Raw genomic sequence first — 19,935 nt, forward strand, 5'->3', positions numbered from 1 at the left:
AATTAACCGGCGTCCCCTGAAGGATGCCGGTCAGAGTTAAAGTTCTAGCTCTCCCATTCGAAGGAGCTCTACAACAGCTTGAGAACGCCCCTTTACACCAAGCTTTTGCATGGCATTTGAAATGTGATTCCGAACCGTTTTTTCGCTTATAAATAATTCACCAGCGATTTCTTTCGTTGTTTTGTCTTGTACTAATAACTCGAATACTTCTCTTTCACGTTTGGTGAGTAACGGCTTATGATTATAAACATTCTCCTTCAAGTACTGTAACCCTCCTTGCCTTCGCCAGTTATGAACACGGGGTGGGTATATATTTAGTCAACATATCTTATGTGCACAATACAAATGTAGTGACTATATTTACTTAGAAGAGATTGATTTTTATAAAAAAAAAGCTCCTAATCCTTAGGAACTTTTCAATGTTGCATAAATAATATATCGCTTGGGTGCATTCCCTACATAACTGAATGGATAACAAGTGGTTAAAATTAATTCCTCTTTTTCATGTTGGAGCGTAATAATGCTCGTATCATCAGACTTTACAATCTTCGTGTCAATGATTTCATAAGAATAAGATCCATAAGGCATTTTCATTTTAAGCAAATCACCAATCTTTAACTCCCCTAATTTACGAAAAACGGTGTCACGATGTCCAGATAAAACAATTTGTCCTTGATCGCCCGGAAAATACGCACCTTTATAATGACCGACACCTTTTTCGAGGTCATCCGGTTCTGTTCCTTCAACGATGGCCAACTCTGCTTTGATTTTTGGAATAGCTAAAAGACCGACTGTTTCTCCCATATCAGGCGGTGGACTGTTTACAACCCTCTTTTTAGGAGCAACTGCAGGCTGATCTGCAATCAGTTCCTTTGCTTCCTTAAGTGATGCTTGTGTTTGAGTTTTTACATCTATAAACTGCCAAAGTCCGATACCTACTAAGATGAGTCCCGTAAAAATAATTAACAGCGAAAATTTATTTTTCACCACTATTTACCGTCCTTTTCTAACGAGCTTTACATTAATTAGAGTATAACAAACCGCTCCTAAAAGAACCAATGCAATAATTCGCCCATAAACGACAAAAAAACCTTCTTTTCCACAATAGAAAAGAAGGTTTTTAGAATCCTTATTACGCGTGATCACTGCCAAAGAAGCTTCTAAAAGCTTGAATGGTTGTATCACGGTTCAACGCTGCAATCGAGGTAGTCAAAGGAATACCTTTAGGGCAAGATTGAACACAGTTCTGTGAATTACCACAGTTAGCAAGACCGCCATCGCCCATAATCGCTTCAAGTCGTTCTGCCTTATTCATGGCACCAGTTGGATGGGCGTTGAAAAGACGAACTTGTGAGAGCGGCTGTGCACCAATGAAATTTGATTTACTGTTTACGTTCGGACATGCCTCAAGGCACACACCACATGTCATACATTTAGAAAGTTCATAGGCCCATTGACGCTTTGTTTCAGGCATACGTGGACCAGGGCCCAAATCGTAAGTACCATCGATTGGAATCCATGCTTTTACTTTCTTTAAAGCGTCGAACATTCTGCTTCGGTCAACTTGAAGGTCACGCACCACTGGGAAGGTCTTCATCGGTGCTAATCGAATCGGCTGTTCTAATTGATCGATGAGCGCTGAACAAGATTGACGCGGTTTGCCGTTAATGACCATAGAACAAGCACCGCAAACTTCTTCTAAACAGTTCATGTCCCATGCAACTGGAGTAGATGCTTGTCCTTTTGTATTAACAGGATTTTTACGGATTTCCATTAACGCCGAAATGACATTCATATTCGGACGATAGGGAACCTCAAATTCCTCCTCATAAGGAGCAGTGTTTTCGTTATCTTGACGTGAAATAATAAATTTCACCATTTTAGTTTCAGCCATTTTTCCTACTCCCCTTTATTTTTAGCATAGTTACGTTCACGTGGCTTAATTAATGAAACGTCAACATCTTCGTAATGGAAAGCCGGTGCTGATGTACTATCAACGAATTTCGCCATTGTTGTTTTTAAGAATTCCTCATCATTACGTGTAGGGAAATCAGGTTTATAATGGGCACCACGACTCTCATTACGGTTATATGCACCAATCGTGATAACACGAGCCAATTGCAGCATGTTTTGTAGTTGACGAGTAAAGGCTGCCCCTTGGTTACTCCATTTAGAAGTATCATTAATGTTAATATTTTGATAACGTTCTAATAGTTCTTGAATTTTTTCATCTGTCTTTAATAGCCTGTCATTATGGCGAACAACGGTTACATTATCCGTCATCCATTCTCCAAGCTCTTTATGAAGAATATAAGCATTTTCATTTCCATTTAGAGACATAATAGCATTCCACTTATCTTCTTGTTCTTTGACATGACGATCAAATACAGTGGAAGATACAGCATCCGAACTCTTTTCTAGACCTTTGATATATTTCACTGCATTTGGACCAACAACCATTCCACCATAGATAGCTGAAAGCAAGGAATTGGCACCTAAACGGTTGGCACCATGTTGAGAATAATCACATTCACCGGCTGCAAACAGACCTGGAATGCTTGTCATTTGGTCATAATCAACCCAAAGTCCACCCATTGAATAGTGAACAGCAGGGAATATTTTCATTGGAACTTTACGAGGGTCATCCCCCATGAATTTCTCGTAAATCTCGATAATTCCACCAAGTTTAATATCCAATTCATGTGGATCCTTATGGGAAAGATCGAGGTATACCATGTTCTCTCCATTGATACCGAGTTTTTGATTAACACAAACGTCAAAAATTTCTCGAGTTGCGATATCACGAGGTACAAGGTTTCCGTAAGCTGGATATTTTTCCTCTAAGAAATACCAAGGCTTACCATCTTTATACGTCCAAATACGTCCACCTTCACCACGAGCAGATTCACTCATTAAGCGAAGTTTGTCATCCCCAGGAATGGCCGTTGGATGGATTTGAATCATTTCTCCGTTAGCATAATAAGCACCTTGTTGATACACAATCGATGCCGCTGAACCAGTATTAATAACTGAGTTAGTTGATTTTCCAAAGATAATCCCAGGGCCGCCGGTAGCCATGATTACGGCATCACCTGTGAAGGATTTAATTTCCATGGTTTTTAAATTTTGAGCAACGATTCCACGGCACACACCATCGTCATCAACGACAGCACCTAGGAATTCCCAGCCCTCATATTTCGTAACAAGACCTGCTACTTCTTCGCGACGAACCTGTTCATCCAAAGCATAAAGCAGCTGTTGACCAGTGGTTGCCCCTGCAAAGGCTGTCCGGTGGAACTGTGTACCTCCGAAACGGCGGAAGTCCAATAGTCCTTCTGGAGTACGGTTAAACATAACTCCCATACGGTCCATTAAGTGAATAATACCAGGCGCTGCGTCACACATCGCTTTTACTGGAGGCTGGTTAGCTAAGAAGTCTCCGCCATAAACGGTGTCATCAAAGTGAATATATGTTGAATCGCCTTCACCTTTTGTATTTACTGCTCCATTAATACCACCCTGGGCACAAACAGAGTGAGAACGTTTAACAGGAACAAGAGAAAACAATTCTACTGGTGTTCCTGTTTCTGCAACCTTAATCGTTGCCATTAAGCCAGCTAAACCACCGCCAACTATAATTACCTTACCTTTACTCATTGGTGACTCACTCCCTTAATCCAAAATCCAATATTTTTACGGTCAATTATTTCATTTGTTATACAAAAGCTAGTAATGTCGTTACACCAACATAGGATAGAGCCAAGAAAATAATTATTGTCACGTATGTAGAAATAACTTGAGAACGAGGCGATACAGTGATGCCCCAGCTTACCAAGAATGACCACAATCCATTTGCAAAGTGGAAAATCGCTGAAATGATACCAACAACATAAAAACCAAACATGAATGGGGAAGAAAGAATATCTTGCATCATTTGGAAGTTAACTTCATTTCCAAATGCTGCCGCTACGCGGGTTTCCCATACATGCCAAGTGATAAAAATTAGTGTAATTACACCAGACACACGTTGGAGCAAAAACATCCAGTTTCTGAAAAAACCATATTGACTTGCATTGTTTTTAGCTGTAAAAGCAATATACAGCCCGTAGATCGCATGAAATAAAATCGGTAAATAAATAATTACAGTTTCTAAAACATAGCGAAAGGGAAGATTCCCCATAAAGTTCGCAGCTTTGTTGAAGGATTCTACCCCTTCTGTTGCATAGTGGTTAACAACCAGATGCTGCATCACGAAGATTCCAATAGGAATAACCCCTAGCAACGAATGCAATCTCCGATAAACAAACTCTCGATTACCCGCCATAAATGTACCCCCCTATAATGTTTAAAAAAAATGATGTTTAGTTTCTATCAATTTAAAACCCCTTTGTTTGAAACCTAGCATCACTGTGACAATAATGTGACATGTCCATTTTACTCCCATCATCTAAGAGCGTCAAGAAAACGGATACACAATTTCTACATAAAAATAAAATTTTTTAAATATATTGAAATTATAATAGATTGGTTATTTCCGCTTTCTAAAATGGATATATTTTGAAAATTATTCGATTTATATTAATAATTGCCAAGATATAACGGTTGTTAATTTTCCCATAAAGGGAATGATAATTATTATGAAAAACATGGTTAGGTATTGCAAAATAACAAAAAAACTAAGCTAATTTGATTCGTTATAACTAGAAAAACTGTAATGAAACTTTATAAAAAGTGTATATAATAGAATGATAGAAAGAGGGGAAGCTTGTGAATAATAGTACAATTGTTAATGAAACAATAACTACTGATGAACCAAGGTCCATATCCATGTTCGGTTATGAATTAATCAGAGAAATTCTTTTGCCTGAAATTTTAGGAAAAGATACACCTGAAATTTTATATTGGGCCGGAAAACGACTCGCACGAAAATATCCATTATTGGATATAGATCAAATTATTGATTTCTTCGCCAAGGCCTCATGGGGTCAGCTGGAACTTATAAAGGAAAATAAAACAGAGTTCCAATTTGAATTGATGAGTCCGCTTATTGTTTCACGTGTCAAGTCCAAAGCTGAGCACTTTTTCCAACTCGAAGCAGGATTCCTAGCTCAACAAATTGAACTTCAAAAAGAAGCCAATGCTGAAACCTTCGAGCATCCAGTAAAAAAATCAAACAAAGTCCTTTTCACAGTGAAATGGGAAAAAAACTAATCGAAAATGGTGTCAGGCACTTGTGAGTGACTGACACCATTTTTCTTGGCTAGCTCCAGCGCCTAGGGGCTCGGGTCATAAGCCAATCCGTCATGAAGGTTAAAAAGCAACCTTCACGTCGGCTCGTCTTATGCCTGTCGCCCCTAGGAAAAAATGAACTACTTTTTTCCCTGAACAAGGCGCTTCCGCTATTCTATTTATTCGCTAGTTCGAATGCTTCGTGCAAAGCTTCTACTGCTTTTAACATATTTTTTTCTTCTACCACGGCAGAAACCTTAATTTCTGAGGTGCTGACCATTTTAATTTGGATGTTGTTTGCAGCAAGTACCTCAAACATCCTTGCTGCTACACCAGGATTGGAAATCATTCCTGAACCGACAATCGACACTTTCGCTAATTTGTTTTCAGCGTCAATCTGCTCATAATTAAGCACTGATTTATTATCTTCAAGGACATTTAAAGTTTCTAATAGATCATCTGTATGAATAGAGAATGACAAATTTGCAGAGCCACCCTCTGTTGTGCTTTGGATAATAATATCCACATTCAAATGATTTTCAGCAAGTGTTGTAAAGATGGTAGACAGGCTTGTTAATGAATTGGCTAAGCCTAATACTGTTACTTTTGTAATTTCGTCTTCAAATGCGACACCACGGACTACTAAGTTTTGTTCCATTGCTGCTTCCCCCTCAATGATAGTTCCTTCTATTTTCTCCATACTCGAACGAACCTCGAGCCGTACTTGATAGTTTTTGGCAAATTCTACTGCCCGAGGATGAAGTACACCCGCACCTAAATTAGCTAACTCAAGCATTTCATCGTATGATACCGATAATAGTTTGCGAGCACTCTTAACATACCTCGGGTCTGTTGTGAAAACTCCAGTTACATCGGTATAAATGTCACATTTATCCGCCTTCAGGGCAGCAGCCAATGCCACCGCTGTTGTATCAGACCCGCCACGGCCCAGTGTGGTAATTTCACCATCTACCGTGATTCCCTGGAATCCAGCAACAATAACTACTTTGCCAGCTTCGAGCTGAGTTTCAATCGCTGCTGTTTTAATATTAGAAATCCGGGCATTTCCGTGGACTGGTTCTGTCATAATTCCAGCCTGCCAGCCTGTAAAGGATACGGCATCAAGTCCTTCCTGGTTGAGAGCCATCGACAATAACGCAATGGTCACTTGCTCTCCAGTTGATAACAGCATGTCCATTTCCCGTTTATTAGGCTGCGGAGAAATTTCCTTTGCTAAACCGACAAGTGTATCCGTTGATTTACCCATCGCAGAAACAACCACAACAACATTGTTGCCTCGATCGATCTCCTCTTTTACACATGATGCTACATTTAAAATTCTTTCTACACTAGCAACGGACGTGCCTCCGAATTTTTGTACAATAATCCCCATGTTCGATTTCTCCTTCTTTCAAGTGAATACGTTAGTTTTCCCCAAATAAAAAAAGCAATGAGAGGGCATCTCATTGCTTAAAACACGAAAAAAAATTCTCGCACCTACAATGTAAGATAGCTCTCCAAGACATTAGTCTTGACAATCCAGCATTTATTCAATACGGGACCAGCAAAGAAAGAAATGAGACCCTCTTTACTTCGGCGAACATCCCCTTTCATGATTCTTCTCAGAAGCTCATCCTTCTCAGAACCACTACTCTTGAAGCTCGCACCTCTACCTTCACTTTAATACGTAAAAGTGATAGTAAATTAAATTTTCACTAATTATAGCATGTTCTTTTTTTACTGACAATCACTAGGATTGAAGTTTTTTGATTAATTCTTCTGCTACATTCGTAGGAATTCCAATATTTATGATTTCCTCTTTACTTGCTTCTTTCATTTTCTTCACAGATCCGAACTGTTTTAACAATAACTTTTTCCGTTTCTCACCGATTCCCGGAATATCATCAAGTAAGGATTGAAAAGTACTTTTACCTCGAAGCTGGCGATGGAAGGTAATCGCAAAGCGATGGACTTCATCTTGAATCCTTTGCAGTAAATAAAACTCCTGGCTGTTTCTCCCTAATGGAACAATCCCTAAAGGATTGCCGTACAGCAATTGTGAAGTCCGGTGTTTTTCATCTTTTACAAGTCCTGACAGCGGAATATCAAGGCCTAATTCATTTTCCAAAACGTCACGTACGGCTTCGACATGCCCTTTACCACCATCGATGATAATTAAATCAGGAAGAGGGAGTTCCTCTTTTAAGGCACGTGAATACCTTCTTCTCGTTACTTCCCGCATCGATTCATAATCATCCGGTCCCTGAACGGTTTTGATCTTGTATTTTCGGTATTCACGATGATTTGCCTTGCCATCAATGAAAACAACCATTGCTGATACAGGGTCCGTCCCTTGGATGTTGGAATTATCAAAGGCTTCGATCCGGTGCGGTGTGTAGATTCCCAGTAATTCGCCCAGGTTCTCGACCGCCTTTATGGTTCGATCTTCATCTTTTTCAATCAATGAAAACTTTTCACTCAAGGCAATTTTGGCATTTTTGATAGCCAATTGAACAAGATCCTTTTTTTGCCCGCGTTGCGGCTGGAGCACTTTTACTTCTAAGAGTTGTTCGGCTAAACTCAAATCGACTTCATCCTGGATAAGAATTTCCTTTGGCTTAAAGTGATTAGCTTTCGAATAAAATTGACCGAGGAACGTTAAGATTTCCTCCTCTGGCTCATTATAAACAGGGAACATGGAAACGTCCCGCTCAATTAATTTTCCTTGGCGGACAAAAAAGACTTGGACACACATCCAGCCTTTATCGACTGCATAGCCAAATACATCACGATCGGTAAAATCGGTCATCGTAATTTTTTGTTTTTCCATAATAGTTTCAATATGAATGATTTTATCACGATATTCTTTTGCTCTTTCAAAGTCTAATTCTTCGGACGCCGCAGACATTTTTTCCTTAAGTTCTTTCTTAATTTCCTTATAACCGCCATTTAAAAAACGAGTAATTTCATCCGTCATTTGTTTGTACTGTTCTTCATGTATTTCATTCACACATGGTGCCAGGCACTGCCCTAAATGGTAGTATAGACAGACTCGATCCGGCAGGGTTGAGCATTTGCGGAGCGGATAAATTCGGTCAAGAAGCTTTTTGGTTTCATTAGCGGCAGTCACATTCGGGTAGGGACCAAAGTATTTGCCTTTATCTTTTTTTACTTTTCTAGTGATGATAAGTTTCGGATGCCTTTCTGCTGTCAGCTTTATAAACGGATACGTTTTATCATCCTTGAGCATGATATTGTATTTGGGATCGTATTTTTTAATTAAATTCAGTTCCAGTAGAAGTGCTTCTATATTTGAGGAGGTAACAATATATTCAAAGTCCTCAATTTCATTGACTAGTCTTAACGTCTTCCCATCATGAGACCCCGTGAAATAGGAACGGACACGATTCTTTAGTACTTTGGCCTTTCCTACATAAATAATCGTTCCCTGACGGTCTTTCATTAAGTAGCAGCCAGGCTGATCTGGCAGCAGCGTCAGTTTTTGCTTGATTGTTTCATTCATTCCGGCCACTCCCCTCCCGTCTATTTTTGTTTATCTTATAAAATTTTAAAGGAAACTTAGTCTAATTGAAAGAAGTCTTTGTAAAAAAGAAAAACCTCAGCTGGAATATTCCTAGCTAAGGTTTGTTTTTTATACTTACACGTGTTTTTCTAAAACACTTGCTAATGCATCTTTTGGTTGGAAACCGACAACTTTATCTACGACTTCGCCGTCTTTCATAACTAATAACGTTGGGATGCTCATAACACCGAAGTTTGCTGCAGTTTGCGGGTTATCATCCACATCAAGTTTTGTGATTTTTACTTTTTCGCCCATTTCTAGATCAAGTTCTTCAAGAACTGGAGCAATCATTTTACAAGGTCCGCACCATGGTGCCCAAAAATCTACAAGAACAAGGCCTGAACCTGTTTCAGTCGAAAAGTTTTGATCTGTTAAATGTGAAATTGCCATTTATATTGCCCTCCTAATAATTACTGATTTACTACCGAAAGTATAACATCGTTTGGAAAATCAAGCTAATAAATTGCTTCATCGATAATTCTAATTCATCCTCGGTATAATCCTAAAAAAAAACGAGCGGAGGCCATCCGCTCGCCCTTCTTATTATGAGTGTACTTTCAGCTTTTTAAACTCTTCAGTTAGTAATGGTACAACTTCAAACAAGTCGCCCACGATTCCATAATCGGCTACCTTGAAGATGTTCGCTTCTGGGTCTTTGTTAATAGCAACGATTACCTTTGAGTTGGACATTCCCGCTAAATGTTGAATGGCTCCAGAAATTCCACAGGCAATATAAAGGTCTGGTGTAACAACCTTTCCAGTCTGGCCGATTTGGAGCGAGTAATCGCAATAGTCAGCATCACACGCACCACGGGAAGCACCTACTGCTCCACCAAGGACGGCTGCAAGTTCTTTAAGTGGTTGGAAGCCATCCGCACTTTTTACACCGCGGCCTCCTGATATAACCACCTTTGCTTCACTTAAATCAACGCCTTCACTTGCTTTTCTAACGACCTCTTTAATAATGGCGCGAAGTTCTTTGATGTCTACTGAAAGAGTTGATACATCACCGCTTCTGCTTTCATCTTTTTCCAGTGGAGCAATATTATTTGGTCGTACCGTTGCAAAAATTAAGCCATCGGTAACTATTTTCTTTTCAAATGCTTTACCTGAATAGATTGGTCTAGTGAAAACGACATTTCCGCCAGCTACCTCAACAGCTGTGGCATCGGAAATTAAACCTGATGCTAATTTTCCAGCAATTCTTGGCGATAGGTCTTTACCAAGTGAAGTATGACCTAAAACCAATCCTTCTGGTTTTTCTTGATCAAGTACCGCTAAAAGCGCCTGAGCGTACCCATCCGATGTATAAAGTTTTAATTTTTCATCTTCAACTGACACTACTCTGTCAGCACCGTAGTGAATTAACTCAGTCGATAGAGCGCTTACAGAAGCACCCACTAAAACACCAACTACTTCTCCGCCCTCAGCAACCGTTTTTGCTGCTGCAATAGCTTCGAAAGATACATTTCGTAATGAACCGTCGCGAACTTCTCCTAATACTACTACTTTTCTTGACATTCCAAATACCTCCTGAGAGCAATTTTTATATAAAAACGTTAGATTACTTTTGCTTCGGTATGAAGAAGATGAACAAGTTCTTTCACTTGGTCATTCAAATCGCCAGCTAAAACGCGGCCTGCTTCTTTTTTAGGAGGCAAATAAATTTCGATCGTTTTAGTTTTGGCTTCTACATCGTCTTCTTCGAGATCAAGGTCGTCTAATTCTAATTCTTCAAGCGGCTTCTTCTTTGCTTTCATGATTCCAGGTAAAGATGGATAGCGCGGCTCGTTTAGACCTTGTTGTGCAGTTACTAATAGAGGAAGGCTAGTTTCAATGACTTCAGAATCGCCTTCGACGTCACGGGTAACGGTTACATTTGTTCCGTCAATTTCTAACTTAGTAATCGTTGTTACATAAGGAATGTTTAGTAATTCCGCTACTCGTGGTCCTACTTGACCTGTTCCACCGTCAATCGCAACATTTCCACCAATGATTAAATCTACATCTTTTTCTTTTAAATATTCAGCAAGGATTTTTGCTGTTGTAAATTGATCTCCGCCTTCAACATCATCCTCCGTGTTGATAAGGACTGCTTTGTCTGCACCCATAGCAAGCGCGGTACGTAATTGCTTTTCTGTTTCTTCAGTTCCGACAGAAATAACTGTTACTTCTCCACCCTTAGCATCGCGGACTTGGATAGCTTCTTCAATTGCATATTCGTCATAAGGATTGATGATAAATTCAGCACCATCCTCATTGATTTTTCCGCCAGAAATCGAAATTTTTTCTTCCGTATCAAAGGTTCTTTTCATTAATACAAAAATATTCATCGTTTAGATTCCCCTCCTAGTAAATTTAAAACATTTGTTCAGTTCTAAAGATTAAGATAACTTTTTAGAAAAAAATTTTTTGAAGCCCTTGCAATTATACCTATAAAGGGAAGTTTATTCACCTTTAAAATGTGGTTCCCTTTTTTCAATAAAGGCTTGGATGCCCTCTTTGGCGTCGTTAGAAACAAAAACCTCACCAAATAATTCAGATTCCCTTTTGGAACCTTCATAGAACTCTTCTGTTTTTGCATAATTTAATAATTCAATCGTTGCCTTAATTGACCCTGGGCTTTTCTTCACAATTTTCCCTGCTAGTTTATGTGCCTGCTCGACTACTTCTGTGTCAGGAAAGGCTCGATTTGCTAGGCCATATTGGACAGCCTCGATACCTGTGATGGGCTCTGAAGTGAACAGCATTTCCGCCGCTCTTGCCACCCCCACATATTTAGGCAAACGCTGAGTACCAGCGAATCCTGGTATTAAGCCAAGTTGCAGTTCAGGAAGACCTAGTTTTGCATTCTCACTAACATAGCGGATATGACAGGCCATTGCTAGTTCAAGCCCTCCGCCAAGGGCTGCCCCATGGATCGCTGCGATAATCGGTTTCGGAAATTTTTCCATCCGATCAAATAAATCTTGTCCAAACTTACCAAGATCAGAAAACCCTTCAGAAGAAGTCACTGTAGTAAATTCTTTAATATCAGCACCTGCAGAGAAAAAGCGCCCTTCCCCATGAATGACAATCACCCGGATCTCACGATTGGGCTCAATTTCATCAAGCACTGCCGACAATTCCCTTAAAAGTCCTGAGGAAAGGGCGTTTGCCGGAGGACGATCGATTGTAATCGTGGCAATACTGTCTTGATAAGACCATTTTAAGTAATCCATTGGAATTCCCCCTATAAAAATTAACTACCGGCTTCCGCATCCATTAATCAAGAGGCGATGGACTGGAGATGCCAGTGCTTCTAGATCATACTTTTCCTCGTTCATCACCCACGATGTCACGGTTTCATCAATTGTACCGAATATCATTTGCCGGGCAAGACGGATATCGAGGTCGATTGAAAACTCTCCTGTTTCTTTACCTTCAATTACAATCTTGTCAATTACCTGTAGGTAACCTTTTAGGACATCATTAATTCGAAGCCGCAATTCCTTATTCGATTGCCGTAACTCGAGTTGTGTCACGATTGCCATGTGATGGTCTTCAGAAAGCATACTAAAGTGAGCTTTAATCATCATTAATAACTTCTCTGCCGCTGATCCTTTTCCTGCAATCATTGTATCTATTTTTTCAATGAAACTTCCCATTTTTTCTTCAAAGAGAGAGATAAGGATGTCTTCCTTGTTTTTAAAATAAAGATAAATGGTGCCATCGGCCACTCCAGCTTGTTTAGCAATTTTTGAAACCTGGGCCTGGTGGTAGCCATTTTCAGCGATTACAACCACCGCAGCATCAATAATTTGCATGTATTTTGGTTTATTTTTTTTCAACTATATCCCTCCTTTGAAAGAAAAGTTCCGTTTCAGTTAATACGGTTATCAGTATTAAAAAGAAAAATATGAATGAATAATCATTCATATTTTAATAATAGTTATTATCTATTGATCTGTCAAGATATCTAATCACCTTTTTCATATTCGGGGCATTAGGACAGGCTGAATCTGTCAAAAAAAAGAGGAAGCAATCTCCATGATTTATGCATGTTTTTGGCTTTCTTCTTCTATTTTTTGTTTCTCTTCTTCGACAAGCATTCTTCTTAAAATTTTCCCGACTGCTGTTTTCGGCAATTCTTGTCTAAATTCATAGTATCTCGGGGCTTTATATGCTGCAAGATATTTTCTTGAAAATTGGTCCATTTCTTCTTCCGTTAGCGTTGAACCTTCCTTTAAAACAATATATGCCTTGACAGTTTCTCCACGGTACGGATCAGGAATACCAGCTGCAACCGCTTCGACAACATCCGGATGTTCGTATAATACTTCCTCTATCTCTCTTGGATAAATATTGTAGCCACCGGCAATAATCATATCCTTTTTGCGGTCAACTACATAAAAATACCCTTGTTCATCCATATAGCCAAGGTCACCTGTATATAACCATCCCTCATGTAAAACTTCCTTGGTATCCTCTGGACGATTCCAATACCCCTTCATGATTTGCGGCCCTTGTATCACTATTTCCCCAATTTCCTTGATTGGCACTGTTTCACCTGTCTCTGTTGATACTACTTTCACTTCAGTATCTGGCCATGGTACACCAATACTTCCCTTCACCCGAGGGACATCCCACAAAAAGTTAGCGTGAGTGACTGGTGAGGCTTCCGTTAAACCATAACCTTCTACAAGTTTCCCTCCGGAAACCGCTTCAAACTTCTCTTGTACTTCAACAGGTAGTGCCGCGGAGCCGCTAATACAAGAATGGATTGATGATAAATCAAATTTTTTCAATTCAGGATAATTTAAAATTCCAATATAAATGGTTGGTGCTCCTGGAAACAGTGTCGGGCGCTGTTGTTGGATCGTTTTTAATGTTGTCTCAACATCAAATTTAGGTAATAAAATCATTTTATTGGCCTGCATCACCGATAAAATAAGCACGGTTGTCATGCCATAGACGTGGAAAAACGGGATAATTGCGAGAACGGATTCTTCACCAGGCTTTGATTTATAAAGCCATGCCTTGCACATCTTTGTATTAGCAATTAAATTCTTATGTGTGAGCATAACACCTTTCGGAAAGCCTGTTGTCCCTCCTGTATATTGAAGGAGCGCTACATCTTCATCGGGGTCAAAATCAACATTCCTCACTTTTTTAGGCTTCATTTTTAATATTTCCGAAAGCAAATGGGTGCTTCCTCCGTGCCTTACATTCACGACAATACCATATTGTTTTTTCTGCATGAAGGGATAAATTAAATTTTTAGGGAATGGCAAGTAGTTCTTGATAGCGGTTACAATTACATATTTTAATTCTGTTTGCGGCATCACTTTAGATACGCGTGGGTAGAGGATGTCAAGTGTGATGATGGCCTTTGCACCAGAATCTTTCATCTGGTATTCAAGTTCACGTTCCGTATATAATGGGTTCGTTTGAACGACAATTCCGCCCGCCATTAATATCGCAAAATAACTTATCACGGCCTGTGGAGTGTTAGGCAGCATAATGGCGACCCGGTCACCTTTAGAAATGCCGAGGTCTCCTTGCAGGTAACCTGAGAAATTCATTACATCTTCATAAAGCTTTTTATAGGTAATATCTTTTCCCATAAAATGAATAGCAACTTTTTCAGGGTATTTTACAGCAGAATTCACTAAATATTGTTGAACGGGTTCACTGGAGTACTCCAGTGTGGCAGGTATTTCGTTTGGATACAGTGCCAGCCACGGTTTAGATTCATACATAATATCCCCCTTTTCTATATGGATAATTATAAAAATTCAAACTTCTCTTTTATTATAGTACAGTACTTCCCATTAAACAATTGATGATACAGTAAAAAAATCACCGCTGAATTATCCCTCAGCGATGATTTTCAATTACGCAAAAAACAACATATAGATTAAACCAATTAGCAAAAACAAGCCGCATAATCCGAGAAGTATCTTAGCTAATGTCTCCACATTTTTATTCTCCCCTTACGTAATACCTGCACCAATGACAATCGATAAGCCAATAGAGATCACCATCGAAATCAATCCAACGGCACGGTTATCATTTTGAATTTCTTCGTCAATTTTAAATTTGGGGGTTAAAAATTCAAAGATAAAATAACCTACTATTAATAATAAAAATCCATAAATTCCCCAACCAACCATGAAAAGCAGCGAATTGCTCTGTTCGATCGTACAGCGAAAGATATTGGCCACACCAAATATTTTTCCTCCAGTAGCCATCGCCACAGCGACATTTCCTTTTTTGATTTCTTCCCAATTTTTATATTTGGTCACCATTTCAAAAATAGCTAAAAAGACAACCAAACATAAAATGACGACACTATAGTACGCTGCAATTTGAATATATTCGTTCTCCCAAAACTGGTCCATTGCCAAAACTCCCCGGACATTATTTAAACTCAACGATGGTTACACCTGATCCGCCTTCCCCAGCTTCTCCAAAGCGAATTTTTTTGACAGATCGATGGTTTCTTAAGTATTCCTGAACTCCCTGTCTTAACGCGCCTGTGCCTTTACCATGGATAATCGATACACGTGGATAACTAGAAAGCAACGCATCATCAATGTATTTTTCCACTTTAAGGAGAGCATCTTCATACCTCTCCCCACGAAGGTCCAACTCTAGTTTAACATATGAATCCCGACCTTTTACAATTGCCATCGGCTTGGTTTCGACTTGTTTCGGGGTACTCATATATTCCAGATCTTTTTCTTTTACTTTCATTTTAAGAATACCGATTTGGACCTGCCATTCATTCGAAGAAACTCTTTCGACGAGCGTACCCTTTTGATCAAAAGTAAGTACCTTTACCTCATCACCAGGCATATACGTTTGTTTCTTTACTTTTTTATTCGCCAGTTTAGCGGATTTCGGTATTTCTGGCGCAGCTTCTTCAAGACGCCGTTTTGCTTCAATTAATTCATGCTCTTTAATATCCGCATGCTTTTCCGTGCGCATTTTTCGAAGATCGCGGATCACCTTTTCGGCCTCACTCTTTGCCTCTTCGACGATTTCTCCCGCTTTTTCAGCTGCTTTTTCAAGCATGGAGTCCTTTTTCTCGTAAAATTCCATCAGTTGCTTTTGCAAGTCTTGATGGAGTTTCTCTGCAGATTTTAAATAATCTCGCGCTTCCTCTTGCTCTTTTTCTGCCAATCGTTTACTGTCTTCCAATGAGGAAATCATCTTATCAATTTGGTTTGTATCTTCACTTACATGTGAGCGGGCAGCCTGGATGACCCAATCATTTAAGCCGAGACGTTTGGAGATTTCAAAAGCATTACTCCGGCCTGGAACTCCTAATAACAATTTATAAGTTGGGCTTAATGTTTCGACATCAAACTCAACACTAGCATTTAACACACCCTCGCGGTTATAACCATATGCTTTTAACTCTGGATAATGAGTCGTTGCAATGACTCTTGCACCCCGTTTGTGAACCTCATCCAGAATTGAAATAGCCAAGGCCGCGCCTTCCTGCGGATCGGTGCCTGCCCCCAGTTCATCAAATAATACCAGGCTATTAAAATCGACTCGATTTAAGATATCGACAATATTAACCATATGGGATGAAAATGTACTTAAGCTTTGTTCAATGGATTGTTCATCGCCGATATCCGCATAAACAGCATCAAAGACGGCCAGCTCTGAACCGTCATACGCCGGAACTTGCAAACCCGCCTGGGCCATTAATGTACACAAGCCTAGTGTTTTTAAGGTGACCGTTTTTCCGCCAGTATTTGGTCCCGTGATGACAATCGTTGTATAATCTTTTCCAAGCATGATGTCGTTTGCCACCACTTCATCGATTGGAATAAGGGGATGTCTTGCCTTATATAAAGCAATTCTTCCTTCATTATTCATAATCGGCATGGATGCTTTCATCCGTTTCCCGTATCTAGCTTTTGCAAAAATAAAGTCTAAGTTAGCCAGGACCCCCACGATTACTTTTAGTTCACCATCGTGCTCAGCCGCAGCGGCGGATAACTCTGTCAGAATCCTGTCGATTTCCAGTTGTTCCTTCACCCGAATATCCTGGAGTTGATTGTTTAATTGCACAATCACTTGCGGTTCAATAAACAGGGTTTGTCCTGATGCGCTTTGGTCATGAATAATCCCGCCGTAGTGACCGCGATACTCCTGTTTAACAGGAATAACAAACCGATCATTACGGATCGTGACAATGGCATCAGAAAGCATTTTGCTAGCATTCGACGAACGAATCATGCTTTCTAGTTTTTCCCGGACCCGCGATTCATTGGATCTAAGCTGATGCCTTAAGGTTCGGAGCAGGTCACTTGCACTGTCTAATACCTCACCGTTATCATCGATAGCGTGTTTAATCGAATGCTCAAGGTTGGTGAGCGGAATAATTCGCTCTGCTTGTTCAGACAAAATTGGAATTTCGGTTCTTTCATCGGCAAACTCCTCGATAAACCGTTTCATTTGCCGGCTTGCATGGATCGTACTAGCGATTTGGATAAGTTCATGCGGGCTTAACACACCACCAATGACAGAGCGTTTAATGTGGGCGCTGATATCATGGACACCAGAAAGTGGTACATTCCCTTTCACACGAAACACTGTGGCTGCTTCATCCGTTTCTGCTTGCAGTTTAACTACTTCTTCAAAATCTGTGGATGGCACTAAGTCCTGTATTTTTCTTCTCCCAAGGGAAGAAGCAGCATGTTCTAACAGTTGCTCTTTAACTTTCGTGAATTCTAATACTTTTAAAGCTTTTTCTTGCATGGAGATAACCTCCTATCCTCGATTATGTAAAAATTCTAGCAGGTCATTTTTATCCAGGGCATTTAAAACAGATGATTTTTTAATCCAGCCCTTTTTGGCTGCGGAAACACCGATTTCCATATGCTTTAATGTATCCATTTTATGAGCATCTGTATTGATGAGAATTTTCACCCCTGCCTCCTGTGCTCTTCGTAAGTATTCAGCTGCTAGGTCAAGCCTGTTTGGGTTTGCGTTTAGTTCTAATGCCGTATTGGTTTCTTTGGCAAGTTGGATCAGTAGATCAATATCGACATCATATCCTTCGCGACGGCCAATTTTTCTACCGGTAGGATGAGCAATTAAATCCACATGGGCATTCGTTAACGCCGTCTTTAGACGCTCCATGATTTTTTCCCGTGGTTGGGAAAAAGCAGAATGAATAGAGGCAATCACGAAATCCATTTCAGCTAGGAACTCATCGTCATAGTCCAAGCTGCCATCTGGAAGGATATCCATCTCAACACCTGCCAGAATAAGAAAATCATCATACTTTTCATTGAGTCTGTTAATTTCTTCTCTTTGACTTAAAAGTCTTTCACGCGTCAAACCATTAGCCACTTTTAAATACTGTGAATGGTCAGTGATGGCCATATATTGATAACCTCTTGTCCGGCATGCTTCAGCCATTTGCTCAATCGAATGGGCACCGTCGCTCCAAGTGGAATGCATATGAAGATCACCTTTGATATCTACTAACTCTATTAATTCCTGTGCAGTGGTGAAAGTCTCTACTTCCTTCCCGTCCTCTCTTATTTCTGGAGGAATGAAGGGAAGATCGAAATGTTTGAAAAATTCTTCTTCCGAAGTGAAGGTGAGAATTTCCCCTGTCTCGATGATTTCCACGCCATACTCACTAATCTTTTCACCGCGTTCTTTGGCGAATTGTCTCATCCGGACATTATGTTCTTTTGAACCGGTAAAATGATGCAGAGTAGTAATGAATTCCTCTGGTTTAACCAGGCGGAAATCGACGGAAATATCATAATCATAGGCAAAAACTAGTGAAACCTTTGTCTCCCCGGCACCAATCACTTCTTTAATGTTTGGTAATTGTAATAAATTCTCGCGTACTTGCTCGGGCCGATTGGTTGCGATAATAAAATCAAGATCCTTTATCGTCTCTCTCATCCTGCGCAAACTGCCCGCACGTGAAAATCGCTGAATATCCCGTAAACCCGCCAGTGTGGCTTCAATCTGCTCGGCAATTGGTAGCATATAGGCCAAAGGTAGGCGTTCAGGCCTTGTACCGACATTGGCTATGGCACTGAGGATTTTTTCCTCTGTTTTCTTACCAAAACCAGCGAGAGCTTGAACTTTCCCCGTTTCACATGCTTCTTTTAAGCTGGAAACATCAATAACCTGTAATTCTTTATAAAGTTTTGCAATTTTCTTACCACCAAGTCCTGGAAGCTGAAGTAATGGAATCAGTCCTGTTGGAACTTCCGCTTTTAACTCCGTTAACACAGAAGAAGATCCTTCTTTTATGTATTCATCGATGACAGCGGCCGTGCCTTTACCGATTCCAGAGAGCGCTGTAAAGTCTTCAATTTCTTTGAGGTCGCGTTCGTCAGTTTCCAAGGCATTGGCTGCTTTTCGGAAAGCGGAAACTTTAAAAGGGTTTTCTCCCTTTAACTCCATATAAATCGCAATTGTTTCTAATACGCGTAATAAATCTTTTTTAGTTACTTCCATTTATAAGTCACCTGCCTACTGTTTAGCATTTTCATTTTATCCTACTTTATGGCATGAATAGAAAAACTTCTCTGCTACAGAGAAGTTAAAGCAGCTGAATATTCAATCCACAAGCTTTTTATTTGCTGTGAAAGGATAGGAGTGTGGTTCACAATTGCTTTTGACAACATCGAATGGTCCAAAGCATTTTGCATAAATTCTATTGGTACTAGCGCTGAAATATATAATAAAATAAAGATAACCAAATATACTTCAATGAAACCCAGAATACCTCCAGCCCAAACATTAAGCTGACGCAGGACAGGCAAATGGGCAACAAAGTCAAGCATCGAACCAATAATTTGCAATAACACTTTTACCGCAAAAAAGATGATGACAAAGGCAATCGCACGGTAAAATGCGGTTTCCATATTACTGCTGTCAGTTAGAATCTTTAATGAAGACACATTTCCAAAGTTCGGATATGGAATCCATAGTGTTAACTTTGGTGCCAGCTGTTCGTAGTATGAATTTGCTGCCACATATGCAATAATAAAACCTATTAAATGAACAAGTTGCAGAATAAAGCCTCTTTTTAGGCCTACAAAGAATCCAATAATTAAAAAAATGATAATTGCTAAATCCAACATAAT

The 19,935-nt window shown here is 39.8% G+C and carries 18 protein-coding genes and 1 riboswitch; of the genes, 1 reads left to right on the top strand and 17 read right to left on the bottom strand.

Going from position 1 to position 19,935, the window contains the following annotated elements; genetic code table 11:
* Positions 1-36: 36 nt before the first annotated feature.
* From gerE to ACJ004_RS19130, 5 genes are all read right to left on the bottom strand, one after another.
* Positions 37-261, bottom strand: a complete 225-nt coding sequence (gerE, locus tag ACJ004_RS19110) for a spore germination transcription factor GerE (protein ID WP_026563391.1) — start codon at positions 259-261, stop codon at positions 37-39.
* Positions 262-405: 144 nt separating this feature from the next.
* Positions 406-987, bottom strand: coding sequence for a class D sortase (locus ACJ004_RS19115; protein ID WP_410894904.1), 582 nt, complete (start codon positions 985-987; stop codon positions 406-408).
* A gap of 145 nt (positions 988-1,132) precedes the next feature.
* Positions 1,133-1,894 carry a succinate dehydrogenase iron-sulfur subunit gene (gene sdhB / locus ACJ004_RS19120; RefSeq protein ID WP_410894732.1) on the bottom strand — a complete coding sequence of 254 codons (762 nt, stop codon included), beginning with the start codon at positions 1,892-1,894 and terminating at the stop codon, positions 1,133-1,135.
* 5 nt (positions 1,895-1,899) lie between these two features.
* Positions 1,900-3,657 carry a succinate dehydrogenase flavoprotein subunit gene (sdhA, locus tag ACJ004_RS19125; protein ID WP_410894733.1) on the bottom strand — a complete coding sequence of 586 codons (1,758 nt, stop codon included), beginning with the start codon at positions 3,655-3,657 and terminating at the stop codon, positions 1,900-1,902.
* 58 nt (positions 3,658-3,715) lie between these two features.
* Entirely contained in the window at positions 3,716-4,324 is a 609-nt protein-coding gene (locus ACJ004_RS19130; RefSeq protein WP_410894734.1) for a succinate dehydrogenase cytochrome b558 subunit, read from the bottom strand.
* Positions 4,325-4,767: 443 nt separating this feature from the next.
* Here ACJ004_RS19130 and ACJ004_RS19135 point away from each other — a divergent pair, with 443 nt between their 5' ends.
* Complete coding sequence (locus ACJ004_RS19135) at positions 4,768-5,211, top strand: YslB family protein (RefSeq protein ID WP_410894735.1); 444 nt, start codon at positions 4,768-4,770, stop codon at positions 5,209-5,211.
* A 193-nt stretch (positions 5,212-5,404) separates the two neighbouring features.
* On the opposite strand, the gene ACJ004_RS19140 is transcribed toward ACJ004_RS19135, so the two are convergent.
* From ACJ004_RS19140 to ACJ004_RS19195, 12 genes are all read right to left on the bottom strand, one after another.
* Positions 5,405-6,622, bottom strand: a complete 1,218-nt coding sequence (locus ACJ004_RS19140; protein WP_410894736.1) for an aspartate kinase — start codon at positions 6,620-6,622, stop codon at positions 5,405-5,407.
* A gap of 109 nt (positions 6,623-6,731) precedes the next feature.
* Positions 6,732-6,909: riboswitch (Lysine riboswitch) on the bottom strand.
* Between the two features lie 70 nt (positions 6,910-6,979).
* Positions 6,980-8,752: an excinuclease ABC subunit UvrC gene (gene uvrC, locus ACJ004_RS19145; RefSeq protein ID WP_410894737.1), complete on the bottom strand. Its 1,773-nt coding sequence runs from the start codon at positions 8,750-8,752 to the stop codon at positions 6,980-6,982.
* A gap of 135 nt (positions 8,753-8,887) precedes the next feature.
* Positions 8,888-9,202, bottom strand: a complete 315-nt coding sequence (gene trxA / locus ACJ004_RS19150) for a thioredoxin (RefSeq protein ID WP_218347862.1) — start codon at positions 9,200-9,202, stop codon at positions 8,888-8,890.
* A gap of 153 nt (positions 9,203-9,355) precedes the next feature.
* Positions 9,356-10,333 (bottom strand): electron transfer flavoprotein subunit alpha/FixB family protein, encoded by a 978-nt coding sequence (locus ACJ004_RS19155; protein WP_410894738.1) that lies wholly within the window; start codon positions 10,331-10,333, stop codon positions 9,356-9,358.
* 38 nt (positions 10,334-10,371) lie between these two features.
* On the bottom strand, positions 10,372-11,145 hold the full coding sequence (locus ACJ004_RS19160; protein WP_410894739.1) for an electron transfer flavoprotein subunit beta/FixA family protein: 774 nt from the start codon (positions 11,143-11,145) through the stop codon (positions 10,372-10,374).
* A 114-nt stretch (positions 11,146-11,259) separates the two neighbouring features.
* Complete coding sequence (locus ACJ004_RS19165) at positions 11,260-12,033, bottom strand: enoyl-CoA hydratase (RefSeq protein WP_410894740.1); 774 nt, start codon at positions 12,031-12,033, stop codon at positions 11,260-11,262.
* A 24-nt stretch (positions 12,034-12,057) separates the two neighbouring features.
* Positions 12,058-12,642, bottom strand: a complete 585-nt coding sequence (gene fadR, locus ACJ004_RS19170; protein WP_410894741.1) for a fatty acid metabolism transcriptional regulator FadR — start codon at positions 12,640-12,642, stop codon at positions 12,058-12,060.
* Positions 12,643-12,846: 204 nt separating this feature from the next.
* Positions 12,847-14,553, bottom strand: coding sequence for an AMP-binding protein (locus ACJ004_RS19175; protein ID WP_410894742.1), 1,707 nt, complete (start codon positions 14,551-14,553; stop codon positions 12,847-12,849).
* 234 nt (positions 14,554-14,787) lie between these two features.
* Positions 14,788-15,195: a DUF350 domain-containing protein gene (locus ACJ004_RS19180; RefSeq protein WP_410894743.1), complete on the bottom strand. Its 408-nt coding sequence runs from the start codon at positions 15,193-15,195 to the stop codon at positions 14,788-14,790.
* A 19-nt stretch (positions 15,196-15,214) separates the two neighbouring features.
* On the bottom strand, positions 15,215-17,572 hold the full coding sequence (locus ACJ004_RS19185; RefSeq protein ID WP_410894744.1) for an endonuclease MutS2: 2,358 nt from the start codon (positions 17,570-17,572) through the stop codon (positions 15,215-15,217).
* 12 nt (positions 17,573-17,584) lie between these two features.
* Positions 17,585-19,303, bottom strand: coding sequence for a DNA polymerase/3'-5' exonuclease PolX (gene polX / locus ACJ004_RS19190; protein ID WP_410894745.1), 1,719 nt, complete (start codon positions 19,301-19,303; stop codon positions 17,585-17,587).
* A gap of 74 nt (positions 19,304-19,377) precedes the next feature.
* Positions 19,378-19,932, bottom strand: a complete 555-nt coding sequence (locus tag ACJ004_RS19195) for a CvpA family protein (protein ID WP_410894746.1) — start codon at positions 19,930-19,932, stop codon at positions 19,378-19,380.
* Between the last annotated feature and the right edge of the window lie 3 nt (positions 19,933-19,935).

It is taken from the genome of Neobacillus sp. 204, from assembly GCF_046562815.1.
Classification (GTDB): Bacteria; Bacillota; Bacilli; order Bacillales; family Cytobacillaceae; genus Neobacillus.